27 protein-coding genes are annotated in these 25599 nt (G+C 61.9%); 9 read left to right on the top strand and 18 right to left on the bottom strand.

Going from position 1 to position 25599, the window contains the following annotated elements:
• Positions 1–47 precede the first annotated feature (47 nt).
• The 4 genes from LUB09_RS05965 to LUB09_RS05980 are packed head-to-tail and all read right to left on the bottom strand — an operon-like array spanning position 48 to position 1722.
• Positions 48–248: an SEC-C metal-binding domain-containing protein gene (locus LUB09_RS05965; RefSeq protein WP_003231158.1), complete on the bottom strand. Its 201-nt coding sequence runs from the start codon at positions 246–248 to the stop codon at positions 48–50.
• A complete protein-coding gene (locus tag LUB09_RS05970) occupies positions 245–727 on the bottom strand; it encodes an LEA type 2 family protein (protein WP_057007815.1) in 483 nt (160 codons plus the stop codon). The genes LUB09_RS05965 and LUB09_RS05970 overlap by 4 nt, the downstream gene beginning before the upstream one ends.
• Positions 728–750: 23 nt before the next feature.
• Positions 751–1221, bottom strand: coding sequence for a YchJ family protein (locus tag LUB09_RS05975; protein WP_209989615.1), 471 nt, complete (start codon positions 1219–1221; stop codon positions 751–753).
• 3 nt (positions 1222–1224) lie between these two features.
• On the bottom strand, positions 1225–1722 hold the full coding sequence (locus tag LUB09_RS05980) for a DUF6231 family protein (protein WP_209989618.1): 498 nt from the start codon (positions 1720–1722) through the stop codon (positions 1225–1227).
• Between the two features lie 172 nt (positions 1723–1894).
• On the opposite strand from LUB09_RS05980, the gene LUB09_RS05985 reads away from it, so the two are divergent.
• On the top strand, positions 1895–2653 hold the full coding sequence (locus tag LUB09_RS05985; RefSeq protein WP_209989621.1) for a collagen-like protein: 759 nt from the start codon (positions 1895–1897) through the stop codon (positions 2651–2653).
• Between the two features lie 108 nt (positions 2654–2761).
• On the opposite strand, the gene LUB09_RS05990 is transcribed toward LUB09_RS05985, so the two are convergent.
• Positions 2762–3226: a CopD family protein gene (locus LUB09_RS05990; RefSeq protein WP_231422005.1), complete on the bottom strand. Its 465-nt coding sequence runs from the start codon at positions 3224–3226 to the stop codon at positions 2762–2764.
• Between the two features lie 99 nt (positions 3227–3325).
• Here LUB09_RS05990 and dinG point away from each other — a divergent pair, with 99 nt between their 5' ends.
• The 6 genes from dinG (at position 3326) to LUB09_RS06020 (ending at position 11813) form a co-directional block, all read left to right on the top strand.
• Positions 3326–5470 (top strand): ATP-dependent DNA helicase DinG, encoded by a 2145-nt coding sequence (gene dinG / locus LUB09_RS05995; protein WP_012722636.1) that lies wholly within the window; start codon positions 3326–3328, stop codon positions 5468–5470.
• Positions 5471–5561: 91 nt separating this feature from the next.
• Positions 5562–7859: a beta-galactosidase gene (locus LUB09_RS06000; RefSeq protein WP_231422007.1), complete on the top strand. Its 2298-nt coding sequence runs from the start codon at positions 5562–5564 to the stop codon at positions 7857–7859.
• 82 nt (positions 7860–7941) lie between these two features.
• Entirely contained in the window at positions 7942–9087 is a 1146-nt protein-coding gene (locus LUB09_RS06005; protein WP_231422146.1) for a serine hydrolase domain-containing protein, read from the top strand.
• A 141-nt stretch (positions 9088–9228) separates the two neighbouring features.
• Positions 9229–10407 carry an OmpA family protein gene (locus LUB09_RS06010; RefSeq protein WP_231422009.1) on the top strand — a complete coding sequence of 393 codons (1179 nt, stop codon included), beginning with the start codon at positions 9229–9231 and terminating at the stop codon, positions 10405–10407.
• A gap of 27 nt (positions 10408–10434) precedes the next feature.
• A complete protein-coding gene (pdxH, locus tag LUB09_RS06015) occupies positions 10435–11082 on the top strand; it encodes a pyridoxamine 5'-phosphate oxidase (protein WP_209989636.1) in 648 nt (215 codons plus the stop codon).
• 266 nt (positions 11083–11348) lie between these two features.
• Positions 11349–11813, top strand: a complete 465-nt coding sequence (locus tag LUB09_RS06020; protein WP_003231137.1) for a glycine zipper 2TM domain-containing protein — start codon at positions 11349–11351, stop codon at positions 11811–11813.
• 90 nt (positions 11814–11903) lie between these two features.
• Here the strand turns inward: LUB09_RS06020 and LUB09_RS06025 are convergent, their stop codons facing one another.
• Positions 11904–12239: a hypothetical protein gene (locus LUB09_RS06025; protein WP_209989639.1), complete on the bottom strand. Its 336-nt coding sequence runs from the start codon at positions 12237–12239 to the stop codon at positions 11904–11906.
• A 199-nt stretch (positions 12240–12438) separates the two neighbouring features.
• Positions 12439–13614: a Na+/H+ antiporter NhaA gene (gene nhaA, locus LUB09_RS06030; RefSeq protein ID WP_231422011.1), complete on the bottom strand. Its 1176-nt coding sequence runs from the start codon at positions 13612–13614 to the stop codon at positions 12439–12441.
• A gap of 213 nt (positions 13615–13827) precedes the next feature.
• On the opposite strand from nhaA, the gene LUB09_RS06035 reads away from it, so the two are divergent.
• A complete protein-coding gene (locus LUB09_RS06035; RefSeq protein WP_209990718.1) occupies positions 13828–14925 on the top strand; it encodes a PLP-dependent cysteine synthase family protein in 1098 nt (365 codons plus the stop codon).
• A 283-nt stretch (positions 14926–15208) separates the two neighbouring features.
• On the opposite strand, the gene LUB09_RS06040 is transcribed toward LUB09_RS06035, so the two are convergent.
• From LUB09_RS06040 to LUB09_RS06050, 3 genes are all read right to left on the bottom strand, one after another.
• Positions 15209–16822, bottom strand: a complete 1614-nt coding sequence (locus LUB09_RS06040) for an NAD(P)/FAD-dependent oxidoreductase (RefSeq protein ID WP_209989645.1) — start codon at positions 16820–16822, stop codon at positions 15209–15211.
• Between the two features lie 106 nt (positions 16823–16928).
• Entirely contained in the window at positions 16929–17600 is a 672-nt protein-coding gene (locus LUB09_RS06045; RefSeq protein WP_209989648.1) for a COG3650 family protein, read from the bottom strand.
• Between the two features lie 96 nt (positions 17601–17696).
• Positions 17697–18296: a short chain dehydrogenase gene (locus LUB09_RS06050; RefSeq protein ID WP_209989651.1), complete on the bottom strand. Its 600-nt coding sequence runs from the start codon at positions 18294–18296 to the stop codon at positions 17697–17699.
• 111 nt (positions 18297–18407) lie between these two features.
• Between LUB09_RS06050 and LUB09_RS06055 the strand changes: the two genes are divergently transcribed.
• Positions 18408–19316, top strand: coding sequence for a LysR family transcriptional regulator (locus tag LUB09_RS06055; RefSeq protein WP_231422013.1), 909 nt, complete (start codon positions 18408–18410; stop codon positions 19314–19316).
• Here the strand turns inward: LUB09_RS06055 and LUB09_RS06060 are convergent.
• The 8 genes from LUB09_RS06060 to livH form a co-directional block, all read right to left on the bottom strand.
• Complete coding sequence (locus tag LUB09_RS06060; protein WP_209989657.1) at positions 19313–19798, bottom strand: DoxX family protein; 486 nt, start codon at positions 19796–19798, stop codon at positions 19313–19315. The genes LUB09_RS06055 and LUB09_RS06060 overlap by 4 nt on opposite strands.
• A complete protein-coding gene (locus LUB09_RS06065) occupies positions 19795–20550 on the bottom strand; it encodes an HvfC/BufC N-terminal domain-containing protein (RefSeq protein ID WP_231422015.1) in 756 nt (251 codons plus the stop codon). Before LUB09_RS06065 ends, LUB09_RS06060 begins: the two co-directional genes overlap by 4 nt.
• The gene (gene bufB / locus LUB09_RS06070) at positions 20547–21425 is read right to left on the bottom strand and encodes an MNIO family bufferin maturase (RefSeq protein WP_231422017.1); all 879 of its coding nucleotides are present in this window, start codon (positions 21423–21425) and stop codon (positions 20547–20549) included. Before bufB ends, LUB09_RS06065 begins: the two co-directional genes overlap by 4 nt.
• A gap of 21 nt (positions 21426–21446) precedes the next feature.
• Positions 21447–21731: a BufA1 family periplasmic bufferin-type metallophore gene (locus tag LUB09_RS06075; RefSeq protein WP_209989667.1), complete on the bottom strand. Its 285-nt coding sequence runs from the start codon at positions 21729–21731 to the stop codon at positions 21447–21449.
• Positions 21732–21911: 180 nt separating this feature from the next.
• Positions 21912–22613, bottom strand: coding sequence for an ABC transporter ATP-binding protein (locus tag LUB09_RS06080; protein ID WP_003231107.1), 702 nt, complete (start codon positions 22611–22613; stop codon positions 21912–21914).
• A 1-nt stretch (position 22614) separates the two neighbouring features.
• Complete coding sequence (gene livG, locus LUB09_RS06085) at positions 22615–23382, bottom strand: high-affinity branched-chain amino acid ABC transporter ATP-binding protein LivG (protein WP_209989673.1); 768 nt, start codon at positions 23380–23382, stop codon at positions 22615–22617.
• The gene (locus LUB09_RS06090) at positions 23379–24632 is read right to left on the bottom strand and encodes a high-affinity branched-chain amino acid ABC transporter permease LivM (protein ID WP_209989676.1); all 1254 of its coding nucleotides are present in this window, start codon (positions 24630–24632) and stop codon (positions 23379–23381) included. Before LUB09_RS06090 ends, livG begins: the two co-directional genes overlap by 4 nt.
• On the bottom strand, positions 24629–25552 hold the full coding sequence (livH, locus tag LUB09_RS06095; RefSeq protein ID WP_209989679.1) for a high-affinity branched-chain amino acid ABC transporter permease LivH: 924 nt from the start codon (positions 25550–25552) through the stop codon (positions 24629–24631). The genes LUB09_RS06090 and livH overlap by 4 nt, the downstream gene beginning before the upstream one ends.
• Positions 25553–25599 lie beyond the last annotated feature (47 nt).

Consider the following 25599-nt stretch of genomic DNA (forward strand, 5'->3'; position numbering starts at 1 on the left):
CGCCATCGGGCGCAAGCCCCCTCCCACCTTTACAGCTTCAGGGTGACTTACACCCCGTGGCACTTCTTGAATTTTTTCTCGCTGCCGCAGGGGCAGGGATCGTTGCGGCCAACGTCCTTCAATGCATTGCGCACCGGCTCCTGATGAGCGTGGCCGCAATTGGGGCCGTGGACATGGCCGTGGTCGTGATCATGGTGCTCGTGATCGTGGTTGCAGTCAGGACCATGGACATGGGGTTGCTGAGTCATCGATGTCGCTCCGGAATAAAATCGCCGGGGATTATCTCGCCATTGTGGGCCACCTGCACGTCATTACCGATGAACAAGCCGGTTTTCAGCTCGCCCTCCAGGCGATAGGGCACGGGCCGGTCGGGGTTTTTGAGCATATGCACCACCTCGCGGATCTGCGGCCAGAGGTTGGTGCGCACCGACACCCTGAACACCGCATGGCTGCGCGGCGCCACGGTGAGCCATTCGTTGGACTCGCCTTCGGTCAACACGAAGTCGCCCAGGCTGACCTTGTAGATCAGGCCGCGCACGGTGAGGTCGGCGTCGTCGCGGTTGTCCACGCGAAAATACAGCCTGAATTTCTGCTCCAGCAACTTGGCGCGTACCACTTCGACCTTGACCAGCGAGACGTGAGGCGGCGGCGAATCGTCCTCGAACCACGAGGCGCAGCCGGTAAGACCCAGGGTCAACGCCAGCATCAAGCTGAATATACGAAGCATGGCGTGTCCCTGTTCTGGTGGTGTTAGAGGTAGCCTGCGCAACATTTCTTGAATTTTTGTCCGCTGCCGCACAGGCACGGATCATTGCGCCCGACCTTCACCTCAACGGTGGGATCGATGAAGTACCAACGCCCGTCATTCTGTACGAAAGAAGACTGTTCGCGGTGACTATGTTCACCCGTGCTGTCATGCCAGCGAGCGGTAAAGGTCACAAAGGCATGTTCCGGCTGGCCGCCGAGCACCTCGGAACGCTCCACCTCAAGCCCCAGCCAGGTGCTCTGCGCGCTCCAGGCAGCGATGGCGGCGCGGTCGAGGCCGGGTTGCTGGGCCGGCAGCGTGGTCGCCACCAGGTAATCGACCAGGCCCAGCACATAGGCGCTGTAGCGCGAGCGCATCAGCGCGCTGGCGCAGGGAGCCGGGTGGCCGTTGTGGTAATGGCCGCAGCAGGCATCCAGCAGGTTGCCACTGCCGCAGGGGCAAATGGGTGTGCTCATGGGTTACCACCAATACTTTCCGAAATTTTCCGGGTTGGCCCAGAAGCGGGCATTGAGCCAGTCCGGCACCTGTTTATAGTCAAGCAGATCGTAGGTGAACAGCGTCAGCACTTGTTCGTCGCGCTGGAAGCGCTCGCCGGCCTGCAGGGCCAAAGAGAAGAAGTCGGTGTCTCTCCAGCCGCAGGCATCGAGGTCTGCCAGCACTGCGATGCGACTGGCATTGAGGTTGCGGATGCCGCCGAGCAGCGTCAGGCCCTGTGGCTTGGAAAGGTGTTCCAGGCAATCGACCGCCAGCGCCAGGTCAAAGCGCTGCGCCGCCAGGTGCGCAGGCAGCGGACCGGGTTCGGCGACGGCGATAAACGTGTCGGGGTGCGCCTGTTTAAACGCCTCCAGCGCCGGAAACCGGCTGGCGCCCAACAGCAGCAGGCGTTTGGGCTGGTGCAGGTCGAGCAGGGCGGCCAAGGCTTGCTGGGGGGTATGGGCAGAAATACCGGCGGTCATCACAGATCCTCACATCAGAGCCGTAGAGACTAGCGCGGCTGCGCCCGCGGGCCTAGAGCCAGGGAGACAGAAAAAACGCTGCTGAAGTTTTTTGATGCTTCACTGGCAAATAGCCTGCAGAAGTCGTTACTGTGGCCCGGATAACAATTTGAAAAGAGTCAGGAGCCCCATGATGCGTAAGGTTTTTCTGTTGGCCCTGTTGGTCAGCCCCATTGCCCTGGCCCAGAGCGTCAGTGTCGAAACCAACTCATTGATGCGCCTGCCCAGCAGCACCAGCGTGTTGCAACTCGAGCGCCTGGACGTAGCGGATTACGGCACTTTGCTGATTCCGGCGACGATCAGCCAGGTGACGGTGGATGAACTGCACCTGGGCCGCGAAGCACGCATCGCCATCGTGCCGGGCAATAGCGCCCTGCAGTTGCAGGTGCGCCAGGCTCAGTTGGAACATGGCAGCCAGATCACCTCGCGCGGAGCCCCGGGCACCCATGAAAAACCAGCCAGGGCAGGGCGCGATCTCACGTTGCGGATCAATTCGCTGACGGCTGAAACGTTGTTGGTGGACGCCCGTGGCGGCGCCGGAGCCCAGGGTTATGCCGGGCTCGATGGCGCCAATGGTGAAGACCCGGGTTGCACCTGGGGTTCGGCCGGCCGCGGTTTCAACGGTGATAACGGCGGCGACGGTTTGCCGGGTGCAGCAGGGGCGACGGTGCGGGTTGAACTGCCGCAGGACTTCCCGGCCGAGAGCATCAAGGTCTGGGTCGATGGCGGGCCTGGTGGCTTGGCCGGTACTGCGGGTAAACCCGGCAAGGGCGGGCAATCGAAGGGATGCGTGGTGTACCGCGCCGATGGCGGCGACAAGGGCCGGCCTGGTTTGGAAGGGCAGCCGGGGCCGGCCGGGCCTGCGGGGTCTGTGACCCTCCAGCGGCTGTGAGTTGCCTGGCCTGATGCTATCGGGAGCAAGCTCCCTCCCACATGTTGAACTGTGAATACCTTCAAATGTGGGAGGGGGCTTGCCCCCGATAGCGGATTAAAGGCCGCCTCAGAACATCGGCCGAGCCGAAGCAATCGCCACCACCACCAACCCCACAATCAAATTGATCCCCACCAGCCTGCGAATCTGCCCCAGCGCAGCAGCGCCCGCCGGCCAGTCCTCGGCCGCCACCGCCGCGCGCAATTGCGGGAACTTCAACGCCTGGATGCGGATAAACAACGCCGTCATCACCAGATACAACCCCATCATGACCTGCACGTAACGCGGCGCCGTTTCAAAGCCGCTGAAGCGCAGTTGCAGCAGTCCCACACCGCTGATCGGCAAAACCAGCACCGCCATCCATACCCACACGAAAAAACGTTGAAACACATTCGCCCACAACCTGAGTCGGGCAGGGCCCTCAAGTGCCGCCACAGCGGCGGGGCGCAGGATCATCCAGGCGAAAAACATACCGCCAACCCATATCAGGGCGGCCAGTACATGCAGGGTGTAAGCGAGGCTGAAGACGGTCATTGTGGTACTCCGTTCTGCGCGGGATTAATTAGCGGGGTATGATAGCGGCCGATCCGAACCACTGAAAATTTATCCAGCGTTTTTTGCGCCCGACTATCCATGATCAGCACTGAACTCAAAACCACGATCCAGGGCGCCTACTCGCGTTTTCTCGAAGCCAAGAGCTTGAAACCGCGCTACGGCCAGCGCCTGATGATCGCCGAAGTGGCGAAAGTCCTCGGGGATATCGACACCGACGACGAAGGTCGCCGCGAGGGTGAGCCTGCGGTCGTGGCCGTTGAAGCCGGCACCGGTACCGGCAAGACCGTGGCCTACAGCCTGGCCGCGATTCCCACGGCCAAGGCCGCCGGCAAGCGCCTGGTGATCGCCACCGCCACCGTCGCCCTGCAGGAGCAGATCGTCTACAAGGACCTGCCCGACCTCATGCGCAACAGCGGCCTGAATTTCACCTTCGCCCTGGCCAAGGGGCGCGGCCGCTACATGTGCCTGTCCAAGCTCGACGTGCTGTTGCAGGAAGGTCATGCGCAAACCGCTACCGCCTCGCTGTTCGAAGAGGAAGGCTTCAAGATCGAAGTCGATGAGGTCAGCCAGAAACTGTTCACCAGCATGATCGAGAAACTGGCCGGCAATAAATGGGACGGTGACCGCGACAGCTGGCCCACCGCCCTTGAAGATGCCGACTGGGCGCGCCTGACCACCGACCACAGCCAGTGCACCAACCGACATTGCCCCAACTTCGGCCAGTGCGCCTTCTACAAGGCCCGCGAAGGCATGGGCAAGGTCGACGTGATCGTCACCAACCACGACATGGTGCTGGCCGACCTCGCCCTGGGCGGCGGCGCCGTGCTGCCGGACCCGCGCGACACCCTCTACGTATTCGACGAAGGCCACCACCTGCCGGACAAGGCTATCGGTCACTTCGCCCATTACACGCGCCTGCGTTCCACCGCCGACTGGCTGGAAACCACCGCCAAGAACCTTACCAAGTTGCTCGCCCAGCACCCGCTGCCGGGCGACCTGGGCAAGCTGATCGAACAGGTGCCGGAGCTGGCGCGCGAGATCAAGACCCAGCAGCAGTTCATGTTCAGCGCCTGCGAGCAGGTGGCCGATTTCAAGCCCGGCGAAGACGTGGAAGGCCGTGAGCGCCCGCGCCATCGCTTCGTTGGCGGGCTGATCCCCGAGCACATGCGCGAAATGGGGATTGAACTGAAGAAGGGCTTTTCGCGCCTGACCGATCTGTTCACGCGCCTCACCGATCTGCTCAAGGAAGGCATGGACGGCGAGGTCAACATCGGCATCGCCAGCAATCAGGCCGAGGAATGGTACCCGCTGTTCGGCAGCCTGCTGTCCCGTTCCCAGGGTAACTGGGAGCTGTGGACCGCCTTCACCGTTGAAGACCCGGAAGACAACCCGCCCATGGCCCGTTGGCTGACCCTGTCGGAAAGCGGCGCGTTGTTTGATATCGAGGTCAATGCCAGCCCGATCCTCGCCGCCGAAATGCTGCGCCGCAACCTGTGGAACGTGGCGTATGGCTGCCTGGTGACCTCGGCCACGCTGACCGCCCTGGGCACCTTCGACCGTTTCCGCATGCGTGCCGGCCTGCCGAAAAAGGCGGTCACGGCCGTGGTGCCGAGCCCCTTCCATCATGCCGACGCCGGCGTGCTGCGCGTGCCGGACCTCAAGGCTGACCCGCGTGATGCGCCGGCCCACACTGCCGCAATCATCCGTGATCTGCCGGGCCTGGTTGAAGGGTCGCGCGGTACTCTGGTGCTGTTCTCCTCGCGCAAACAGATGCAGGACGTGTTCGATGGTCTGGACCGTGACTGGCGCAAGCAAGTGTTCATCCAGGGCAACCTGTCCAAGCAGGAAACCCTGAACAAGCACAAGGCGCGGGTCGATGGCGGCGATTCCAGCGTGCTGTTCGGCCTCGCCAGCTTTGCCGAAGGCGTGGACTTGCCGGGAGCCTACTGCGAGCACGTAGTGATCGCGAAGATCCCGTTTTCGGTGCCGGATGACCCGGTCGAAGCGGCACTGGCCGAATGGATCGAGGCGCGCGGCGGCAATCCGTTCATGGAAATCTCGGTGCCGGATGCTTCACTCAAGCTCGTGCAGGCCTGCGGTCGCCTGCTGCGTACCGAGGAAGACCGGGGCACCATCACGCTGCTTGATCGGCGCTTGGTCACCCAGCGCTATGGCAAGGCTATTCTGAATGCCTTGCCGCCGTTCCGGCGTGAAATTTCCTAAGCCACTGTGGGCGAATTCGCCCACTTCGTGGTCTCTGTTATCGACGTATTTCATCAGGCCATTCATCGGCCGTCTGGAGAACCTTGCTCATATGATTCGCACGCTGCCCGCTCTTTTTGCCCTGCTGTTCGCCGCGCCCTTGATGGCCGCGCCGTCCGGGCAACAAACGCTGTTCAACTTCGTGCGCCCCGCCGATGTGGTCAAGGTGGCGACCCAGGACGCCAGCCTGCCGCAGTACAACGCCGAGCAAACGGCCGAAGGCGAGGTGCTGCGCCGCATCACCTTCAGCCCTGCGGACGAACCGAGCCTGGTGCTCAGCCCCCAGAGCGGCACCTGGGACTGGTCGCAGTCCGGCGCCATGAGCCTGCGTATACAGAGCGCCATGGACTGGGCGCTGACCCTCTACGTCAAGGTGCAGAGCAGCGACGGCAAGACCCTGGTCAGCCGCATCGACCTGCCGGCCGGCCCGGCGCAGACCTTGGTGGTCCCGCTGCAGGCCAATTCGCCCTTGAGCCAGGGCATGAAGGCCGGCCCGCCGATGCCGATCAGCCTCGACGGCCAGCGCGTGTTGCTCGCCGCCAGCAGTGGAGAAATCGACCGCAGCCAGGTGGTGTCGGTGACGTTGTCGATGCTCAAGCCCAATGTCGCCCAAAGCATTCTGCTGGAGCGCTTTGGCGTGCAGGATATCGAACCGGTCATCAAGGCGGCCTATGGCGAACTGGTCGACGCCTATGGGCAGTCCACCCGTGCGCGCTGGCCGGAAAAGGTCAGCAGTGACGAGCAACTCAAGGCCGCCGCTGCCCGGGAGCAACAACAGCTCAAGGGCTGGCTGGCTGAGCGCGACACGTCCTCACTGGACACATTCGGGGGCTGGAACAAGGGGCCGGCCTTCGAGGCCAGCGGTTTTTTCCGCACCGAGAAGCGCGACGGGCGCTGGTACCTGGTGACGCCGCAGGGCCATCCGTTCTACTCGCTGGGCGTCAACACCGTGGCTGCGGACAACAACCAGACCTACGTGGGCGGTCGCGAATGGATGTTCGCTGCGCTGCCCAAGGCTGGTGAACCCTTCGACAAATATTACGGCAGCAGCGACAACCGCACCGGCAACGGCTCGGGCGAAGGCCGCAACTTCGCCTCGGGGCGCTGGTACGATTTCTACGGCGCCAACCTGCAACGTACCTACGGCAGCGAACACTTTGACCACAAGCGTTGGGTCAACCACTCCCTCGACCGCCTGCAAGCCTGGGGTTTCAACACCATTGGTAATTGGAGCGACGAGGATCTGGCCGACGCCGAACGCGTGCCGTACACCTTGCCGCTGTCGATCGTCGGCGATTACGCCAGCATCAGCACCGGCACCGACTGGTGGGGTGGCATGCCCGATCCGTTCGACCCGCGCTTCGCCATGGCCACCGAGCGCGCCGTGGCCATTGCGGCCCGCGACCATCGCGACGACCCCTGGCTGATCGGCTATTTTGCCGACAACGAACTGGCCTGGGCCGGTCCCGGTGATGATCCCAAATCCCGCTATGCGCTCGCCTACGGCACCTTGCGCATGACCACCGACGTCCCGGCCAAGCGTGCGTTCCTCAAGCAACTGCGCGACAAATACCGCAACGAAGAAGGCCTCTCCAAAGCCTGGGGCATTCAACTGGCAGGCTGGGAATTGATGGAAGATCCGGGCTTTGAACCGCCGATGCCCAACCCTGAGCACCCGGAAATCGAAGCCGACTTCAAGTATTTCCAGAAGACCTTCGCCGATGCCTACTTCAAGACCATTTCCGATTCGCTGAAATGGCATGCGCCCAACCAGTTGCTGCTGGGCGGGCGCTATGCGGTGAGCACGCCCGAAGCCGTGGCCTCGTGTGCGCAGTATTGCGATGTGCTGAGTTTCAACATGTATACGCTCAAGCCTCAGGACGGCTACGACTTCGCCGCGTTGCGTGCGCTGGACAAGCCGGTGCTGATCACCGAATTCAACGTCGGCTCCGCCGACCGTGGCCCGTTCTGGGGCGGCGTGACGCAATTGGCCCGGGAAGAGGATCGTGGTGCGGCGTACGCCACCTTTCTCAAGCAGGCGATGGCCGAGCCGTCGATTGTTGGCGTGCACTGGTTTCAGTACCTGGACCAGCCGGTGACCGGTCGCTTGCTGGATGGCGAAAACGGACACTTTGGGCTGGTGGGTATAACCGATGTGCCGTTCCAGGGCTTTGTCGACAGCGCCCGCAAGAGCAACCTGGCGGCGGTCGAGCAACTGGGCAAGGCGGTCGGGCAAGCCAGGGCTGCCGGCGCGGTGCGTGAGCATGAAGGCGGCAAGGCCGGGCCGGCGGGCGAGGGCGCGGGTAAGGGGGCCGGGCATGCCGGTGGGCATTCCGGGAATGGCCATTGATTCGGTGCTGATGGGTTCACAAATCCTGCAAGGGCTGGAACAATGTCCGCCACTTTTAACGGCGTTTTCCGAGGGGGCTTCGGTGCAGGTTCAGGGTCATTACGCGCTCCAGTTTGAAGCCGTGCGCGAAGCGTTTGCCGCGTTGTTCGATGACCCGCAGGAGCGTGGTGCCGGGCTCTGCATCCAGATCGGTGGCGAAACGGTCGTCGACCTGTGGGCCGGCACCGCCGACAAGGACGGGGCCGAGGCCTGGCACAGCGACACCCTCGTCAACCTGTTCTCCTGCACCAAGACTTTTACGGCGGTTGCGGCCCTGCAACTGGTGGCCGAGGGCAAGCTGCGGCTGGATGCGCCAGTGGCCAACTACTGGCCTGAATTTGCCGCTGCCGGCAAGCAAGCCATCACCCTGCGCCAACTGCTCTGCCATCAGGCCGGGTTGCCGGCGATCCGCGAGATGCTGCCCGCCGAGGCGCTCTATGACTGGCAACTGATGGTCGATACCCTGGCGGCCGAGGCCCCGTGGTGGACGCCGGGCCAGGGCCATGGCTATGAGGCGATTACCTACGGCTGGCTGGTCGGTGAGCTGCTGCGTCGCGCCGATGGGCGTGGGCCGGGGGAGTCCATCGTGGCACGGGTTGCACGGCCATTGGGCCTGGACTTTCATATCGGCTTGGCAGATGAAGAGTTTTATCGTGTTGCCCATATAGCGCGCAGTAAAGGCACTATGGGCGACGCGGCCGCACAACGTTTATTGCAAGTAATGATGCGTGAACCGGCGGCCATGACGACACGCGCCTTTGCCAATCCTCCATCCATTCTGACCAGCACTAATAAACCCGAGTGGCGACGCATGCAGCAGCCGGCGGCTAATGGTCACGGTAATGCGCGCAGTCTGGCGGGTTTTTATAGTGGCTTGCTCGACGGTAGTTTGCTGGAAGCCGACATGCTCGAAGAATTGACCCGCGAACACAGTGTCGGGCCGGATAAAACATTATTGACCCAAACACGCTTCGGCCTGGGCTGCATGCTGGATCAGCCGCAACTGCCCAATGCCACTTTTGGCCTTGGCCCGCGTGCGTTCGGGCACCCTGGCGCGGGTGGTTCGGTGGGGTTTGCCGACCCGGAGCATGATGTTGCATTTGGTTTCGTGACTAATACATTAGGTCCCTACGTACTTATGGACCCGCGTGCACAGAAGTTGGTCGGAATATTGGCCGATTGTCTGTAAACCGCTTGCCGTTTCACAATTTTTTGTTACAAATGCGACTATAAGAAGACGCTGACGGAATAATGTAATTTCAATGTTCTGTACGCGTCTGTTTAACGGGTCAGCCTGACCCTTCGGTTTTTCTCATTGTGTGGATATCTCATGTTATCGAACAAGTCCTTGGCACTGGCGCTGTGCCTCACTATTACAGGTTGCGCGCAAACGCCACAAAATGATGCCGAAGGAGGGCACTGGTGGTCATTTGGATCCGACAAGGCTGCTACCAAGGACGCAGTGACCCAAACCGACGCCAAGCCGGACGCCAAGCCAGCTGCGGGCGCCAAGCCAGCCGCAGCGGCCGCTGCAGATGCCCCGGCACCTGCCACCGCTGCCGCTCCTGTGCCGGCGGCCAAAGCCGACAGCGGCTTCAACTGGTGGCCGTTCGGCGCCAAGAGCGCCGACGACAAGGCCGCTGCCGACAAGGCTGACCTGAAAGCCGACGTCAAAGCCGCCACCCCGGCATCGGACGCTGCGCCTGCCGTCGCCAAGACCGACACCGACACGCACTGGTGGTGGCCGTTCGAAAGCAAGCCCAAGCCATTGGCCAAGGTCGACGTCAGCAACGTACAGATGCCTGACCCGAAAATTACCCAGGCCTGGTTGGACGACTACGAGCCACGCCTGCGTGAAGCGATCAAGGACAGCAACCTGCAGCTGGAACGTCGCGACAATGTACTGGTGGTGATCGCCCCGGTTGACGGCTCCTACAACCCCAAGCGTCCGGCCATGCTGCTGCCGGTGACCCTGGGCCCGTTCACTCGGGTGGCCAAGGCCGTTGAAGCCGATCCCAAAACAGCCGTACTGGTGCTCGGTCACGTTGATGCCACCGGCACCGCCCCAGCGAGCCAGGCACTGACCAAGGAACGTGCACAGTCCATCGCTTCGATCTTCAGCCTCAGCGGCCTGAAGCAGGATCGTCTGATGCTGCGCGGCATGGGCGACCTGATGCCGCGTGCGGCCAACGACAGCAACCAGGGCCGTGCGCTGAACCGTCGCATGGAAATCATGTTCACGCAGCGTACAACCATGTTGGCGCTGCTGAGCAAGTACAACTCGGGCAAGACCCCGCCTGTGGCTGAAATGGTTGCCGTGCAGAATGTTCCTGCACCGGCGCCGGCTGCCAAACCTGCGGCCAAGGCTCCAGCGAAAAAGGCTGCCACCAAGAAAGCCGCTGCCAAGCCAGCCGCCAAAAAGGCCCCGGCCAAACCGGCTGCGAAGAAAACCGCTCCGGCCAAGGCCAAGGCCGATGCACCCGCTGCGGCTGATCAGGCGAAAAACTGAGTCGTTGAACCACAAGGATAAAGCCGCATGACCCAGGCACTGGCCGATATGCGCCGTGATTACACACGGGACGGTTTGAGCGAGGCCCACGCCCCGAGCGAGCCGTTTGCCTTGTTCCGCCAGTGGTTTGCCGATGCGGTGAGCACCGAGCAGGCCCCGGTCGAGGCCAATGCCATGACCCTGGCCACGGTCGACGAGGATGGTCGCCCGCACTGCCGCATCCTGTTGCTCAAGGGCCTGGATGCGCAGGGCTTTACCTTCTTTACCAACTATCAGAGCGCCAAGGGCGAGCAACTGGCGGCGCGTCCGTTCGCGGCCATGACCTTTTTCTGGCCGACCCTGGAGCGCCAGGTGCGCATCGAGGGGCGGGTGGTCAAGGTTTCGCACGAGGAGTCGGATGCTTATTATCAGGTCCGTCCCCTGGGCAGCCGGCTGGGGGCCTGGGCTTCTCCGCAGAGCAAGGTCATTCGTGACCGTGAAGAACTGCAGGCTCTGCTCAAGGCCACCGAAGAGCGCTTCAGCGATACGCAGCCCGACTGCCCCGAGCACTGGGGAGGCTATCGCTTGCTGCCGGAGCGTATCGAGTTCTGGCAAGGCCGCTCCAGCCGCCTGCATGATCGGCTGAACTACCGCCTGCAAGGCATCGACTGGACACGCGAGCGCCTGGCGCCCTGAGCGTCACCTTTCGTCACTCGACTTGAATGATGCCTGCTGCGCTGGGGTCTTGACTCAACAGATTCCGGGCGCTTTCGGCCGTGCGGCTACACTGGTGAAGAGCGTTGTTGCAGTGTTATCCGCAACGGGACGGAAAACCGTTCGTCGAGTTTTCGGGTGATGGCAGTCTGTACTCTGGCTGAATGAAAGCAATTTTCTGCCGCGCGTGTCGTGACAGGCGGCAAGTGGCAGCGTCTAATGAATACCTGTCCTTTGGAGTTGATGCTATGCGTAAGTCCGTTTTACTGGTTGCCTGCTTTACCACCCTGTCGTTGCTGCTGGGTGGCTGCGCCTCGAGTCTGACCGGCGACTCGTACTCCCGTGACGAAGCACGTCGTGTGCAGACCGTTCGCATGGGCACCATCGAATCCCTGCGTCCGGTGAAAATCGAAGGCACCAAGACCCCAATCGGCGGCGCTGCAGGCGCAGTCATCGGCGGCGTGGGCGGCAGCGCCATCGGCGGCGGCCGTGGCAGCATTGTTACCGCCGTCATCGGCGCCGTCGCCGGCGGCCTGCTGGGCTCGGCCACCGAAGAAGGCCTGACCCGCACTCAGGGTGTGGAAATTACCGTTCGCGAAGACGACGGCAGCACCCGCGCTTACGTGCAGGCCGTGCAGGAAAATGAAATTTTCCGCATCGGTGATCGCGTGCGCATCATGACGGTTGATGGCACCAGCCGCGTTACGCGCTAAACGTCGGTCGTGGAAACACAAAACCCCAACCGGGTGACTGGTTGGGGTTTTTTCGTTTCTGATGCTTTCCGCGGCGTTTATTTCCGGACGTCAGGTAAACATCTCTATGTCATCCATCGCATCATTCACGGATGCGGATAAGGCGGTGCCCCTTCTTCTTGCTTGTTCGAACGCAGGGATGATTTTCGTCATGTCTATCTCTCCGAATCGACGTGCGATGTGACCTATCGCTACGATAGCGGCTGATGCGATGTCATCGTCAGGGTGCCCGATAAACTGGAGGCACGTGTTTTGTGCCCACTCTCCGTCCATTTCATCCAGCCCAATTGAGATCAATGCCTCCGTTACCTTGCTTCTATCCGTCGTTGCTAAATAACGTACTGCTTCATCGTGATCCAATGATGGGTCGTGGTATCGCATAGTCATTTGGTATCTCCCAATATTTTCTCCAGAGAGACATACCCGGTCGGATGGTAGTAATCGATGGCGCGGTGCTTAACGAAATCCGGCGTAGAAGCCGGGTGCCGACGTTAAAGCAAGCCGAGGAGGGTGGATGTAGGAAGGAACTGCGAAAGAAGGAGGAATTGGATGAAGCAGGAGCCGGCTCACCGGCTCCTGCTAAAAGTCAGGCCTTCTTGCGACTCGCCATCGCCGTCACCCCATAACCAATACACGCCGCGAGTATCGACCCGGTGAGGATCCCCATTCGATCCTCCCCGGCAAACTCGCTGGCGCCTGGCACAAACGCCAGCGAGCCGACGAAGAGGCTCATGGTGAAACCGATTCCGCACAGGATCGCCACGCCGAATACCTGGCCCCAGTTGGCACCGGCGGGCAGGGCGGCGAGGCCGGTCTTGATGGCCAGCCAGGTGAGACCGAAGACGCCGACGGTCTTGCCGATCAGCAGGCCGGCTGCAATGCCCATGGGGACGTGGTGGGTGAAGCTGTCGAGGGTGACGCCAGTCAGGGAAACCCCGGCATTGGCGAAGGCGAACAGCGGCAGGATGGCATAGGCCACCCACGGGTGCAGCGCGTGCTCCAGGCTCAGCAGCGGTGAAGTTTCGGCATTTTTGGTGCGCAGCGGAATACAAAGCGCCAGCGTCACCCCGGCGAGGGTGGCGTGCACGCCGCTTTTGAGCACGCAGATCCACAGAATCAGACCGATGATCAGGTACGGCCCAAGCTTGACTACGCCCAGCCGATTCATCGCGATCAGGGCCACGAGGCAGGCGGCTGCACCGGCCAGCGCAGCACTGGACAGCTCGGCCGAATAGAACAACGCAATGACGATGATCGCCCCCAGGTCATCGATGATGGCCAACGTCATCAGGAACAGTTTCAGCGACACCGGCACGCGCTTGCCCAGCAGCGCCAGCACGCCCAATGCAAAGGCAATGTCGGTGGCCATGGGGATTGCCCAGCCGGCAAGCGCGGCGGGGTAGTCCTTGTTGATCGCCCAGTAGATCAGCGCCGGCACCACCATGCCGCCAATGGCGGCTGCGCCCGGCAGTACCACCTGGGACGGTTTGGACAGGTGGCCGTCAAGCAGTTCGCGCTTGACCTCCAGCCCGATCAGCAGGAAGAACAGGGCCATCAGGCCATCGTTGATCCACAACAGGGCCGGTTTGGCGATTTTCAGCGCGCCGATCTGCGCCACCACCGGCACATCGAGAAACGCGGCGTACAGGTGCGACAACGGTGAGTTGTTGATGATCAGCGCCAGGGCGGCGGCCGCGATCAGCAACAGGCCACTGGAGGCTTCCAGCTGGAAAAAACGGGTAAACGAGCTACGCAGAGGCAAGGGATGCTCTCCAATCCAGAGTCAATAGGCGGCTACCCTAACCCGTACCGTTAGTTGTTAAAACAAAAGTTATATTCTTATTTGTTATAAGAAAGGGACTGAGTCGGGGTCGCGCTTGAGCCTAGCAATTGTGTGTCCAATTGAGTCGTCACTGTATCTGTGTGATACGTAGGAAACCCCCTAATATCCTGGTTGAAATCCCTTGAGAACCTCCTGATGAGCGACCACCGTACCTGGGCCCGCGAAGCCATTCGCATCATTGAAGCGGACTTCCAGCGCAGCGCCGACACACACCTGATTCCTCTGCCATTACCGGGCCTGCCGGGCATCGAGTTGTACTTCAAGGATGAGTCCAGCCACCCCACCGGCAGCCTCAAGCACCGGCTGGCGCGGTCACTGTTTCTGTATGCGCTGTGCAACGGCTGGCTCAAACCCGGCGCACCGGTGATCGAGGCCTCCAGCGGTTCGACGGCAGTGTCGGAGGCTTATTTTGCACGCCTGCTCGGGCTGCCGTTCATTGCCGTGATGCCGAGCACTACGTCGCGGGAAAAGATTGCCCAGATTGCCTTCTATGGTGGCCAGAGCCATCTGGTCGATGACCCGATGCAGATCTATGCCGAGTCCGAACGGCTGGCGCAGGAAAGCGGCGGGCACTTCATGGACCAGTTCACCTTTGCCGAGCGCGCCACTGACTGGCGTGCCAACAACAACATCGCCGAATCGATCTTCCAGCAGATGCGCTTTGAGCAGCACCCGGAACCGAGCTGGCTGATCTCCAGCCCCGGCACCGGTGGCACCACCGCGACGCTGGGGCGTTACGTGCGTTATCGCCAGCATTGCACCCGCGTGTTGTGCGCCGATGCCGAGCGTTCGGTGTTCTTCGACTATTATTTGAGCGGCGATGCCGGATTGCGCCTGGACTGCGGTTCGCGGATCGAAGGCATTGGCCGGCCACGGGTCGAAGCGTCGTTTCTGCCCAAGGTGATTGATGCGATGGTCAAGGTGCCGGACGCGCTGTCGCTGGCGGCCATGCACTACCTGGCGGCGCGGCTTGGGCGCCGGGTGGGTGGGTCCAGCGGGACCAACCTGATTGGCGCACTGATGGCCGCGCAGCAGATGAAAGCGGCGGGGGAGTCGGGCTCGATCGTGGCTATTTTGTGTGATGGTGGGGAGCGTTATGCCACAACTTATTACGACGAGACCTGGCTGGCGACCCAGGGGTACGCACTGCAAGGTCTGATCGCGATTGTGGCAGCCAGTGTGGAACAGGGTGAGCCGTTACCGGACAGCGTCCGGCGCGCCAATATCTGACACCACCCACACTCTGCGCAGGCAACTGCATCCCTGTGGCAAGCGCGTTTGTTGTGGCAAGAAGGCTTGTTGTGGCGAGCAGGCTTGCCCTGCGTTGGGGTGCGCAGCAGCCCCAGAACCAGGCTCTGAGCAGTATCAGGTACACCGCGTTTTGCTCGATGGGGGGCGCTTCGCACCCCAACGCGGGGCAAGCCCGCTCGCCACAACAGGCCTGATTGCCACAACAAGCCTGCTCGCCACAACAGGCCTGATTGCTACAACAAGCGCGCTCGCCACAACACAATCAGGCCTCGATACCCAACATATCCCGTGCCAGCGCCTCGGCAATCCGAATCCCGTCAACGCCGGCCGACAGGATGCCACCGGCATAACCGGCACCTTCGCCGGCCGGGAACAGGCCTTTCACATTCATGCTTTGCAGCGAATCGTCACGGGTAATGCGCAGTGGCGACGAGGTGCGCGTTTCGATCCCGGTCAGCACGGCGTCGTGCAGCGAGTAGCCCTTGATCTGCTTTTCAAACGCCGGCAATGCTTCGCGAATAGCCTCGATGGCAAACTCAGGCAGCGCCAGCGCCAGGTCGCCCAGTGACACGCCGGGTTTGTAGGAGGGCTCCACGCTGCCGATGGCGGTGGACGGTCTGCCCGCGATGAAGTCGCCCACCAGTTGCGCCGGTGCTTCGTAGTTGCTGCCGCCGAGCACATAGGCATGCGACTCCAGGCGCTCCTGCAACTCGATGCCTGCCAGCGGACCGCCCGGGTAATCCACGTCCGGTGTGATACCGACCACGATGCCGGAGTTGGCATTGCGCTCGTTACGCGAGTATTGGCTCATGCCGTTGGTGACCACGCGATTGGGCTCGGAGGTCGCCGCAACCACCGTGCCCCCTGGGCACATGCAGAAGCTGTAAACCGAACGGCCATTTTTGGCGTGGTACACCAGCTTGTAGTCGGCGGCGCCGAGTTTCGGATGCCCGGCGTACTTGCCCAGGCGCGCGGCATCGATCAGCGATTGCGGGTGTTCGATTCGAAAGCCCACCGAGAACGGCTTGGCTTCCATGTACACGCCACGACCATGCAGCATACGGAAGGTGTCGCGGGCGCTGTGGCCCAGGGCGAGGATCACGTGCCGGGAGAGGACCTGCTCGCCGCCGTCGATGACCACGCCGTGCAACTGGCCGTCCTCGATCAGCACGTCGGTCACGCGCTGCTCGAAACGCACTTCACCGCCCAGCGCGATGATCTGCTGGCGCATGTTTTCCACCACGCCGGTCAGGCGAAAGGTACCGATGTGCGGTTTGCTGACATAGAGAATTTCTTCCGGCGCACCAGCCTTGACGAACTCGTGCAAAACCTTGCGGCCGAGGAATTTCGGGTCCTTGATCTGGCTGTAGAGCTTGCCGTCGGAAAAGGTCCCGGCACCGCCTTCGCCAAACTGCACGTTGGATTCAGGGTTGAGCACGTTTTTGCGCCACAGGCCCCAGGTGTCCTTGGTGCGCTGGCGCACTTCCTTGCCGCGTTCGAGGATGATCGGTTTGAAGCCCATCTGTGCCAGCAACAGCCCGGCAAAGATGCCGCACGGGCCAAAGCCGACCACCACCGGCCGCTCGGTCAAACCCTGCGGGGCCTGGCCCACCACCTTGTAGCTGATGTCCGGTGCCGGGTTGACGTTGCGGTCATCGGCAAACTTGAGCAGCAGGGCGGCTTCGCCCACCACGTTCAGGTCGATGGTGTAAATGAAGCACAGCTCCGAGGTTTTCTTGCGGGCGTCGTAGCTGCGCTTGAACAGGGTGAAATCGAGCAGGTCATCACTGGCGATCCCCAGGCGCTGCACGATGGCGGGCCGCAGGTCTTCTTCGGGATGGTCGATGGGCAGCTTGAGTTCGGTGATTCGTAACATGACAGGATCCGGTAGGCGGCGGGCAAACAGGCCGGCTGTTTTGCAAACCGGCGATTATAAGCCCCAACCACGGTTTCCCGTCATGCTAAAACAGCGCAGGCGCCCATCAGTCGTCCCGCGAACCACCGAAAGCGGCGCAGCCACGCTGGACTTGACCGTTGATCCGCAATTCGGCGGTCATGTGTTGCAGGCTGCCGCTGACCGGGTCGACGCAGCGTTGCGGGGCTACCCACAGTTCGATGTGCTGGTTATTGGCCTCGGTCATCAGGTTGAAACGGCCATCACCCAGTTGCTCTTCAACATAGGGCACCGGCAACGGCGGCTGGCCTTCGCGTTCCAGCACCATGCCCTTGGCAGTGACGTTGAGTGCCCAGGCCGGCTTGTGGCCGTTGGCGCGCAGGATCATGCGCTTGAAATCGGGGTCATCGCAGGCCGACGTCGAGCGCTCGACGCGGTAAAGCTGTTGCAGTTCGACTTCACCCTGGGTGCCGCTGGCCACCCCGGAAAACTTGCCGCGCAGGTCGGCAAACAGCGCGCCTTGCTGGCCGGCGAGCGACGCGGCCTCCTGCAGGATGCTGGTGCCGCCGGTGTCCTTGACCACGTAGTTACGCTGGTCGCGACATGGCTGGAACAACAGCTTGCCGCCCACTGCCGTGAGTTCGCCTTGCATGCGGGTCAGCCCGACGGTGGACGGTTTCGCAGGCTCCCGCTCGAACATCTGGCAGGCGGCGAACAGAGGGAGCAAGGCACACAGAGCAAGGGTACGGGCGGCACGCATTTTCGGGTCTCCTGACAAGTGCCGCCACGTTACGCAGACTGACTCTGCATCACAAGCCCGATGCCGAGCTTCAGGTGTTTCTTACAGACGTTGAATTCAACCTACGATAAACGTCTGCCCGGTCTGCAAGCCTTCAACACTCTTGGCGTAGGCCAGTCCTACATCGACCGCCGGGACCGGTTTGAAACCCCGGAAGTAGGGCGCATAGCTGTCCATGGCTTCTACCAATACCGTCGGGCTCACCGAGTTGACACGCAGGCCCCGTGGCAACTCGATCGCCGCTGCCTTCACAAACGCGTCGAGTGCACCGTTGACCAGTGCCGCCGAGGCGCCGGTGCGGATTGGGTCGCGGTTGAGGATGCCGCTGGTGAAGGTGAACGAGGCGCCATCGTTGGCGTACTCGCGACCGATCAGCAGCAGGTTGACCTGGCCCATCAATTTATCGCGCAGGCCCCGTTCAAAATCGCTGTCGCTCATGTCGCCCAGCGCGACAAAGTTCACGCTGCCGGCCGCGCAGACCAGTGCGTCGAACGTGCCGGTGTGTTCAAACAGTCGACGGATCGAGGCGCTGTCGCTGATATCGGCCTGGAAGTCGCCACTGTGGCGGCCGACGCTAATCACTTCGTGGCGTTGTGCCAACTCTGCCTTGACCGCCGAGCCGATGGTGCCGCCGGCGCCTATCAACAGGATTTTCATCGCGCTGTTCCTCTGGGTCGAAATAAATGTTGGGAGGCCCAGTCTAGGCTGGCTTTTGAAACGGATAAACGCGCTAATAGGCAACCTTTGGTTTTCAATTGGAAACAGTCCATGAGCGAGATGGATGACCTGGCGGCCTTTGCCGTGTTGATCGAAGCGGGCAGCTTTACCGTGGCGGCCGCGCGTCTGGGCTGCAGCAAGGGGCAGTTGTCCAAGCGCATCAGCCAGTTGGAAGCACAATTTGACGTGGTGCTGTTGCACCGCACCACGCGCAAGCTGAGCCTCACCGCTGCCGGCGTGGCCTTGTTGCCCCAGGCGCAGGCGTTGGTGGTGCAGATGGAGTGCGCGCGTCAGGCATTGGCGCGGCTCAAGGACGATGTGGTCGGGCCGGTGCGCATGACGGTTCCGGTTTCATTGGGTGAAACCTTCTTTGACGGCCTGTTGCTGGAGTTTTCCAGGCAATACCCGCAGGTGCAGGTCGAGTTGGAGCTCAACAACAGCTACCGCGATCTGGCGCGGGACGGATTTGACCTGGGGGTACGCGCGGGCGATATCGAAAATGAGCGGCTGGTGGCCAGGCCCTTGCTGGCCTGGCACGAGATGACCTGCGCCAGCCCCGCCTACCTCGAGCAGTACGGCGAACCGCAGACCCCGGCGGATCTTGCCGCCCACACCTGTTTGCTCAACAGCCACTACAGCGGCCGGGAGGAATGGCTGTACCACCAGCAGCACGAATTACTGCGGGTGCGCGTGAGCGGCACGTTTGCCTCCAACCACTACAACCTGCTGAAGAAAGCCGCGTTGGTCGGCGCCGGTATCGCCCGTCTGCCGTCCTACGCCTTGCCGGCGGAACTGGCTGACGGACGATTGCGCTGGCTCCTGCGTGATTACCAGACGCGGAGCATGCCGATGTACCTGGTTCATCCCTACCAGGGTGGCTTGCCGAGGCGCACTCAGGTATTAGCCGATTATCTGGTGGAGTGGTTCAGGCGCGGCGGCGAGGCGTTGAATCGCCTTTAACCGCAGCGACGGCCGATCAAGTGGTCGATGGACAGCCAGCCCGGGCCCTTGGCGACCAGCAGCAACAACAGTGCGATCCAGGTGCCATGTGTGGGGTAGGCGTCGGGGTAGACGAACAGTTGAATAGTCAGCGTCATGCCGATCAGCGCCAGGGCCGAAAAGCGCGTGGCGAACCCTATGAGGATCAGTGCCGGGAAGAGATGCTCGGCGAACGCCGCCATAGGGGCGGCCACTTCCGGCGACAGCAGAGGCACCGCATATTCACTGCGAAACAGCGGCACGGTCGATGCGGCAAGTGTGGGCGCGCCCAGTTCAAAGGTGCCGCTGATCAGGTCTATGGCAAAGCCTTCAACCTTGGTTTGCCCGGACTTCCAGAACACCGCCGCTATCGAGAAACGCGCGAGGAACGCGATCAGGCTGTAGGGGATGCGTTCGAACAGGGCAATGGCACGCTTTACCGGGCAGGGTGCTGATGTGTTCATGGCGATACCTTCTGTTGCAGATGCGTGATGGCGCCGTGGCTGATCAACAGCCCAAGGCATTGATGCAGGTCGAATTCGCTTGAGGCTTGGAGGGCATGCTCCACGGCCGTTTCAAGCGCCTTGCCTCGGCGCAGGCTGTTGATAAACGCCACCGAGCTGCTGTCGATACTGAAGACCTTGACCGCCAGCCCGTGGCGCAGCACGAGTGCACCTTGCGCCTGCCACGGGTTTGCGCTGGCGATGGCGCCCTCGGTCTGGTGGGCGGCCCATATCGTCACGGCTGCGTAGGGCGAGTGCAGCGTGGCGACGCACGGGTGCAGTTGCAGGCGCGACTGGCCGTTGAGTTGCTCAAGCATGCGCGGTTGATCCAGCGCCGGCATGTCTGCTGCGTGATAGGCGCGCACGCGCAGGCGCTCGAGTCTTGCGATGTCCGCCAGGTAAGGCACGCCTTTGGCCGGCTCAAATGCCTGGATAAAATCCGCCAGCGTGCCGCCGTACTCGCTGATCAAGGGGCTGCCGGGTGGGCATGTCTGCACGTAGAGGCCGGCCATGGCGCGGAAGAATTCATCGCCCACCAACTGCCGTGTCACTGGGTAACTGGTCGCCAGCGCATTGATCAACGAGCTGTGCACATTATTGCGATACACCGCAAAACGGCTGGCCGGGTCGGCGCCGTTACTGCTGAACACGCCCTCGGGGCAACCCGGTTCGTGGGCGAGCAGGGCGGCGCAAAACGCGTGCTGGGTACTCATGCCGTCACCTGCGATAAATGTCGTTCGGCCTGCTGCGCCTCGGCCTGCAGCACGTTGAAGGCCGGCACCTGATTATCGCGCTCGATCAACGTAGCGACCGGGCCCGTGCGCTCCAGCACCTGCTCGTATAACTGCCACACCGCGTTGTCGATGGGGGCGCCGTGATCATCGATCAGCAGCCGGTCGCCGAGGCTGTCGATGTCTTCGGCAAAACCGGCCAGATGAATCTCGCCCGCCGCCTGCAAGGGCAAAGCGTCGATATAGGCCAACGGATCGCGCTGGTGGTTGATGCAGGACACGTAGACATTGTTGACGTCCAGCAGCAGGCCGCAGCCGGTGCGGCGGATGACCTCGCTGATGAAGTCGGTCTCGTCCAGGGTAGAACGCTGGAACAACAGGTAGGTCGACGGGTTTTCCAGCAGCATCGGCCGTTTGAGCGTGCTTTGTACCTGATCGATATGTGCGCACACCCGGTTCAGGGTGGCGTTGTCGTAGGCCAGCGGCAGCAAGTCATTGAGGAACACCGGGCCATGGCTGGACCAGGCCAGGTGCTCGGAAAAAGACTGGGGTTGATAGCGTTCGATCAGCGTGGCCAGGCGCGCCAGGTGCGCGCAATTGAGCGGGCCTTCGCCGCCGATGGACAGGCCTACGCCATGCAACGACAGCGGATAGTGCTCGCGAATCAAGCCCAGGTAGTGATGAAAAGGCCCGCCGGCCACCATGAAGTTTTCGGCGTGCACTTCAAAAAAACCGATGTCAGGGCGGGTTTCGAGCACTTCAATGAAGTGCTCGCTTTTCAGTCCCAGCCCGGCCCGTAAAGGCAAGCCGGGCACCTGAGCCGGTGAGACCGTGTGGTGGGGTAAATGCGTCATCATCGGCACTCAGGTTGGCGGGAATCAGGACTTGGCGGTGAAGGCCTTTTCCTGGCCGAAGCCGGTCGGTGACGTGGTGCTGGGGAGTTGGCCGCAGGTGCCGGCCGGGACCAGTTTCCAGGCGTTGGCCTGGTCCTTGGTTTTGGCGGTGCCGGCGCAGGTTGTGCCGGCGCCCGCGCTGCAATCGTTCTTGCCGGCTTCTGCGACGCCGAAGCATTTCTGCATATTGTCGGCGGCAAAGGCAGGGGCGGTGAGGGCGGCCAGGCTCAGCGCCAGGACAAGGGAGGTGGCAGACAGTTTGGTGGTCATGGTGTGTCTCCAGCAGTGGGTTGAAGTAGCAGGCTCGATTGCCTGCCTGCACCACTAGAGGCGGTAGGACGATATTCATTACAAGGGCATTCAAAAAAACTGCCTGTCACCCAAAACCAATGTGGGAGGGAGCAAAGCCCCCTCCCACCGTTCAGAACCGGTTTCGCCAGCGAATGCGGGCTAGCCGCCCAGGTAGGCCTCACGCACTTTCGGATCGGTGAGCAACTGTTCCCCCGTGCCCTGCATCACCACCCGGCCGTTTTCCAGCACGTAGGCGCGGTCGGCGATTTTCAGCGCCTGGTTGGCGTTCTGCTCCACCAGAAACACCGTCACCCCGTCCTTGCGCAGTTGTTCGATGATGTCGAAGATCTGCTGGATGATGATCGGCGCCAGGCCCAGGGAAGGTTCGTCCAGCAGCAACAGCTTGGGTTTGCTCATCAGCGCGCGGCCGATGGCGAGCATTTGCTGCTCGCCGCCGGACATGGTGCCGCCGCGCTGGCTGAAGCGCTCCTTGAGCCTGGGGAACAGGTGCAGCACCTTGTCCATCTGTTCCTGGTAGTCGCCCTTGTCGGTGAAGAACCCGCCCATGGCCAGGTTCTCTTCCACGGTCAGGCGTGAGAACACACGACGGCCCTCGGGCACCACCGCGATGCTCTTGCGCATGATGTGCGACGATTCCTGACCCACCAGTTCTTCACCCAGGTAGCGGATGCTGCCGCTGTGGGCCTGGGGCGATCCGCACAGGGTCATCAGCAGGGTCGACTTGCCGGCGCCGTTGGCGCCGATCAGCGTGACGATTTCACCCTGACGTACTTCCACGTTGACGCTGTGCAGGGCCTGGATCTTGCCGTAGAAAGTGGAAACGTTTTCGAATTGCAGCATTTTACGCTTCCCCCAGATAGGCTTTGATCACTTCAGGATTGTCGCGGATCTGCTCCGGCGTGCCGTTGGCCAGGGGCGTGCCCTGGTTGATCACCACGATGTGGTCGGAAATGCTCATGACCAGTTTCATGTCGTGTTCGATCAACAGCACCGTGGCGTTGTGTTCTTCGCGCAGCACGCTGATCAGCGCCTTGAGGTCTTCGGTTTCCCTGGGGTTCAGGCCGGCGGCCGGTTCGTCGAGCATGAGGATCCGCGGACGGGTCATCATGCAGCGGGCGATTTCCAGGCGACGTTGCTGACCATAGGCGAGGGTGCCGGCGGGGCGGTTGGCGAATTCGGTCAGGTTGACCTTGTCCAGCCAGTACTCCGCGTATTCCATGGCCTCGCGCTCGCTTTTGCGGAACGCCGGGGTTTTGAACAGGCCGGCGAAGAAGTTGGTGTTCAAGTGACGATGCTGGGCGATCAGCAGGTTCTCGACCGCCGTCATGTCCTTGAACAAGCGCACGTTCTGGAAGGTGCGCACCACGCCCCTGCGGGCGATCTCGTGCCCGGCCAGGCCTTGGATCGGCTGGCCATCCAGCAGGATGTTGCCGCCGCTCGGCTTGTAGAAGCCGGTGAGGCAGTTGAACACCGTGGTCTTGCCGGCGCCGTTGGGGCCGATCAGCGCCACCACCTGTTTCTCTTTTACGGTCAGGGCCACGCCGTTGACCGCCAGCAAGCCGCCAAAGCGCATGCTCAGATTGTCGACTTTCAGGATCTCGCGGCTCATTTGCGCAGCTCCATGTGGGGACGTTGCATGGGCAGCAGGCCTTGCGGGCGCCAGATCATCATCAGCACCATCATGGCGCCGAACATCAACATGCGGTATTCGCTGAACTCACGCATCATTTCCGGCAGCAGGATCATCACGATGGCCGCAAGGATCACACCCAGTTGCGAGCCCATGCCACCCAGCACGACGATGGCGAGGATGATCGCCGACTCGATGAAGGTGAACGACTCCGGGGTCACCAGACCCTGGCGCGCGGCGAAGAAGCTGCCGGCAAAACCGGCAAATGCGGCGCCGAGGGTGAACGCGGAAAGCTTGATGATGGTCGGGTTCAGGCCCAGTGCGCGGCAGGCGATTTCATCTTCGCGCAAGGCTTCCCACGCGCGACCGATTGGCATGCGCAGCAGGCGGTTGATCACGAACAGTGCCGCCAGTGCCAGCAGTAGCGCCACCAGGTACAGGAACACCACTTTGCTTACCGGGTTGTAGGCGATCCCGAAGTACTCGTGGAAGGTCTGCATGCCTTCGGCAGCGGTGCGGTCGAACGACAGCCCGAAGAACGTCGGCTTGGGGATGCTGCTGATGCCGTTGGGGCCGCCGGTGATATCGGTAAGGTTACGCAGGAACAGGCGGATAATTTCGCCGAAGCCCAGGGTCACGATCGCCAAATAGTCACCGCGCAGGCGCAGCACCGGGAAACCCAGCAGAAAGCCGAACGTGGCCGCCGCCATGCCCGCCAGTGGCAGGCAGATCCAGAAGCCCCAGCCGAGGTAATGCGAGAGCAGCGCGTAGGTGTAGGCACCCACGGCGTAGAAGCCCACATAACCGAGGTCGAGCAGACCGGCCAGGCCCACCACGATGTTCAGGCCCAGGCCCAGCAGCACGTAGATCAGGATCAGGGTGGCGATATCGACCGCACCGCGCGAGCCGAAAAACGGCCAGATCAGCGCGGCCACGATCAGGCCGATGATGATGTAGCGCTGGGTGCGCGGCAGGGTCAGGAACTGGCTGACCTTGGGCGACACCAGCGGGCCACGGTTGCCCTTGAACAAGGCACCGACCTGCTGGGTGAACAGCACGCGCAGGAACATCAGCACCGAACACAGGGCGATGATGGTCAGCGTCACGGGCCCGGTACCATGCACCTCCAGGTTGATGCCCACAATGCTCAGCTTGAGACCCAACACCGGAAAGGCCACGGCCCATACCAGCAAGGCGCTGAAAAACGCCGATTTAAGATATCTGCTCATACTTTCTCAACCTCCGGACGGCCCAGAATGCCGGTCGGACGGAACAACAGCACCAGAACCAACAGGCCGAACGCGACGACGTCCTTGTACTGGTCGCCAAAGATGTCGGCGCCAAACGCTTCGGCCACACCCAGCACCAGCCCGCCGAGCATGGCGCCCGGAATACTGCCGATGCCGCCCAATACCGCTGCGGTAAAGGCCTTGAGGCCCACCAGGAAACCGGCATTGGGGTTGATCACGCCGTACTGCATGCTCAGCAGTACCGCCGCAACGGCCGCCAGCGCGGCGCCGATGACGAAGGTCAGGGCGATGATGTTGTTGGTGTTGATGCCCAACAGGTTGGCCATCTTGATGTCTTCTGCGCAGGCCCGGCAGGCGCGGCCCAGACGGGAGCGGGAGATGAACAGGGTCAGGCCCAGCATGGCCACCAGGGTGACGACGAAGACCAGGATCTGCATGTAGGAAATCAGCACTTCCTGTGCGCCACCCGGACCGAAGGAGAAGCTCCCCGGGATCAGGTTGGGGATGGATTTATCCTTGGAGTCCTGGGACAGCAATACGGTGTTCTGCAGGAAAATCGACATGCCGATGGCGGAAATCAGCGGGATCAGACGGTTGCTGCCACGCAGGGGGCGGTAGGCAACGCGCTCGATACTGTAGCCATAGGCACTGGTCACGATGATCGATGCGAGGAACGCAGCGGTCATCAGCAGCGGCAGTGAGTGGATGCCCATCATGGCCAGCCCGGCAAGGGCGATGAAGGCCACATAGGAACCAATCATGTACACCTCGCCATGGGCGAAGTTGATCATTCCAATGATGCCGTAAACCATGGTGTAACCAATGGCTATCAAGGCATAGGTGCTGCCAATGGTCAGGCCATTAACCAGCTGTTGGAAAAAATGATAGATCTCAGGCATTACAGCGCTCCTAAAAACCCGATACGCATTTCACTGGTGGAGTCATG

This window comes from Pseudomonas sp. Leaf59, assembly GCF_920984685.1.
In the GTDB taxonomy this organism is placed as follows: Bacteria; Pseudomonadota; Gammaproteobacteria; order Pseudomonadales; family Pseudomonadaceae; genus Aquipseudomonas.

Excerpts from the sequence above, each read along its gene's own strand:
- LUB09_RS06090 (WP_209989676.1), bottom strand. The coding sequence starts at position 24,632 with ATGAGCAGATATCTTAAATCGGCGTTTTTCAGCGCCTTGCTGGTATGG.
- LUB09_RS06000 (WP_231422007.1), top strand. The coding sequence starts at position 5,562 with ATGATTCGCACGCTGCCCGCTCTTTTTGCCCTGCTGTTCGCCGCGCCC.
- livH (WP_209989679.1), bottom strand. The coding sequence starts at position 25,552 with ATGCCTGAGATCTATCATTTTTTCCAACAGCTGGTTAATGGCCTGACC.
- pdxH (WP_209989636.1), top strand. The coding sequence starts at position 10,435 with ATGACCCAGGCACTGGCCGATATGCGCCGTGATTACACACGGGACGGT.
- LUB09_RS06065 (WP_231422015.1), bottom strand. The coding sequence starts at position 20,550 with ATGAGTACCCAGCACGCGTTTTGCGCCGCCCTGCTCGCCCACGAACCG.
- bufB (WP_231422017.1), bottom strand. The coding sequence starts at position 21,425 with ATGATGACGCATTTACCCCACCACACGGTCTCACCGGCTCAGGTGCCC.
- LUB09_RS06010 (WP_231422009.1), top strand. The coding sequence starts at position 9,229 with ATGTTATCGAACAAGTCCTTGGCACTGGCGCTGTGCCTCACTATTACA.
- LUB09_RS05965 (WP_003231158.1), bottom strand. The coding sequence starts at position 248 with ATGACTCAGCAACCCCATGTCCATGGTCCTGACTGCAACCACGATCAC.
- LUB09_RS06055 (WP_231422013.1), top strand. The coding sequence starts at position 18,408 with ATGAGCGAGATGGATGACCTGGCGGCCTTTGCCGTGTTGATCGAAGCG.
- LUB09_RS06075 (WP_209989667.1), bottom strand. The coding sequence starts at position 21,731 with ATGACCACCAAACTGTCTGCCACCTCCCTTGTCCTGGCGCTGAGCCTG.
- LUB09_RS05970 (WP_057007815.1), bottom strand. The coding sequence starts at position 727 with ATGCTTCGTATATTCAGCTTGATGCTGGCGTTGACCCTGGGTCTTACC.
- LUB09_RS06040 (WP_209989645.1), bottom strand. The coding sequence starts at position 16,822 with ATGTTACGAATCACCGAACTCAAGCTGCCCATCGACCATCCCGAAGAA.
- LUB09_RS05980 (WP_209989618.1), bottom strand. The coding sequence starts at position 1,722 with ATGACCGCCGGTATTTCTGCCCATACCCCCCAGCAAGCCTTGGCCGCC.
- LUB09_RS06050 (WP_209989651.1), bottom strand. The coding sequence starts at position 18,296 with ATGAAAATCCTGTTGATAGGCGCCGGCGGCACCATCGGCTCGGCGGTC.
- LUB09_RS06080 (WP_003231107.1), bottom strand. The coding sequence starts at position 22,613 with ATGCTGCAATTCGAAAACGTTTCCACTTTCTACGGCAAGATCCAGGCC.
- LUB09_RS05990 (WP_231422005.1), bottom strand. The coding sequence starts at position 3,226 with ATGACCGTCTTCAGCCTCGCTTACACCCTGCATGTACTGGCCGCCCTG.
- LUB09_RS06025 (WP_209989639.1), bottom strand. The coding sequence starts at position 12,239 with ATGACTATGCGATACCACGACCCATCATTGGATCACGATGAAGCAGTA.
- LUB09_RS06020 (WP_003231137.1), top strand. The coding sequence starts at position 11,349 with ATGCGTAAGTCCGTTTTACTGGTTGCCTGCTTTACCACCCTGTCGTTG.
- livG (WP_209989673.1), bottom strand. The coding sequence starts at position 23,382 with ATGAGCCGCGAGATCCTGAAAGTCGACAATCTGAGCATGCGCTTTGGC.
- LUB09_RS05985 (WP_209989621.1), top strand. The coding sequence starts at position 1,895 with ATGCGTAAGGTTTTTCTGTTGGCCCTGTTGGTCAGCCCCATTGCCCTG.
- LUB09_RS05975 (WP_209989615.1), bottom strand. The coding sequence starts at position 1,221 with ATGAGCACACCCATTTGCCCCTGCGGCAGTGGCAACCTGCTGGATGCC.
- dinG (WP_012722636.1), top strand. The coding sequence starts at position 3,326 with ATGATCAGCACTGAACTCAAAACCACGATCCAGGGCGCCTACTCGCGT.
- LUB09_RS06045 (WP_209989648.1), bottom strand. The coding sequence starts at position 17,600 with ATGCGTGCCGCCCGTACCCTTGCTCTGTGTGCCTTGCTCCCTCTGTTC.
- LUB09_RS06060 (WP_209989657.1), bottom strand. The coding sequence starts at position 19,798 with ATGAACACATCAGCACCCTGCCCGGTAAAGCGTGCCATTGCCCTGTTC.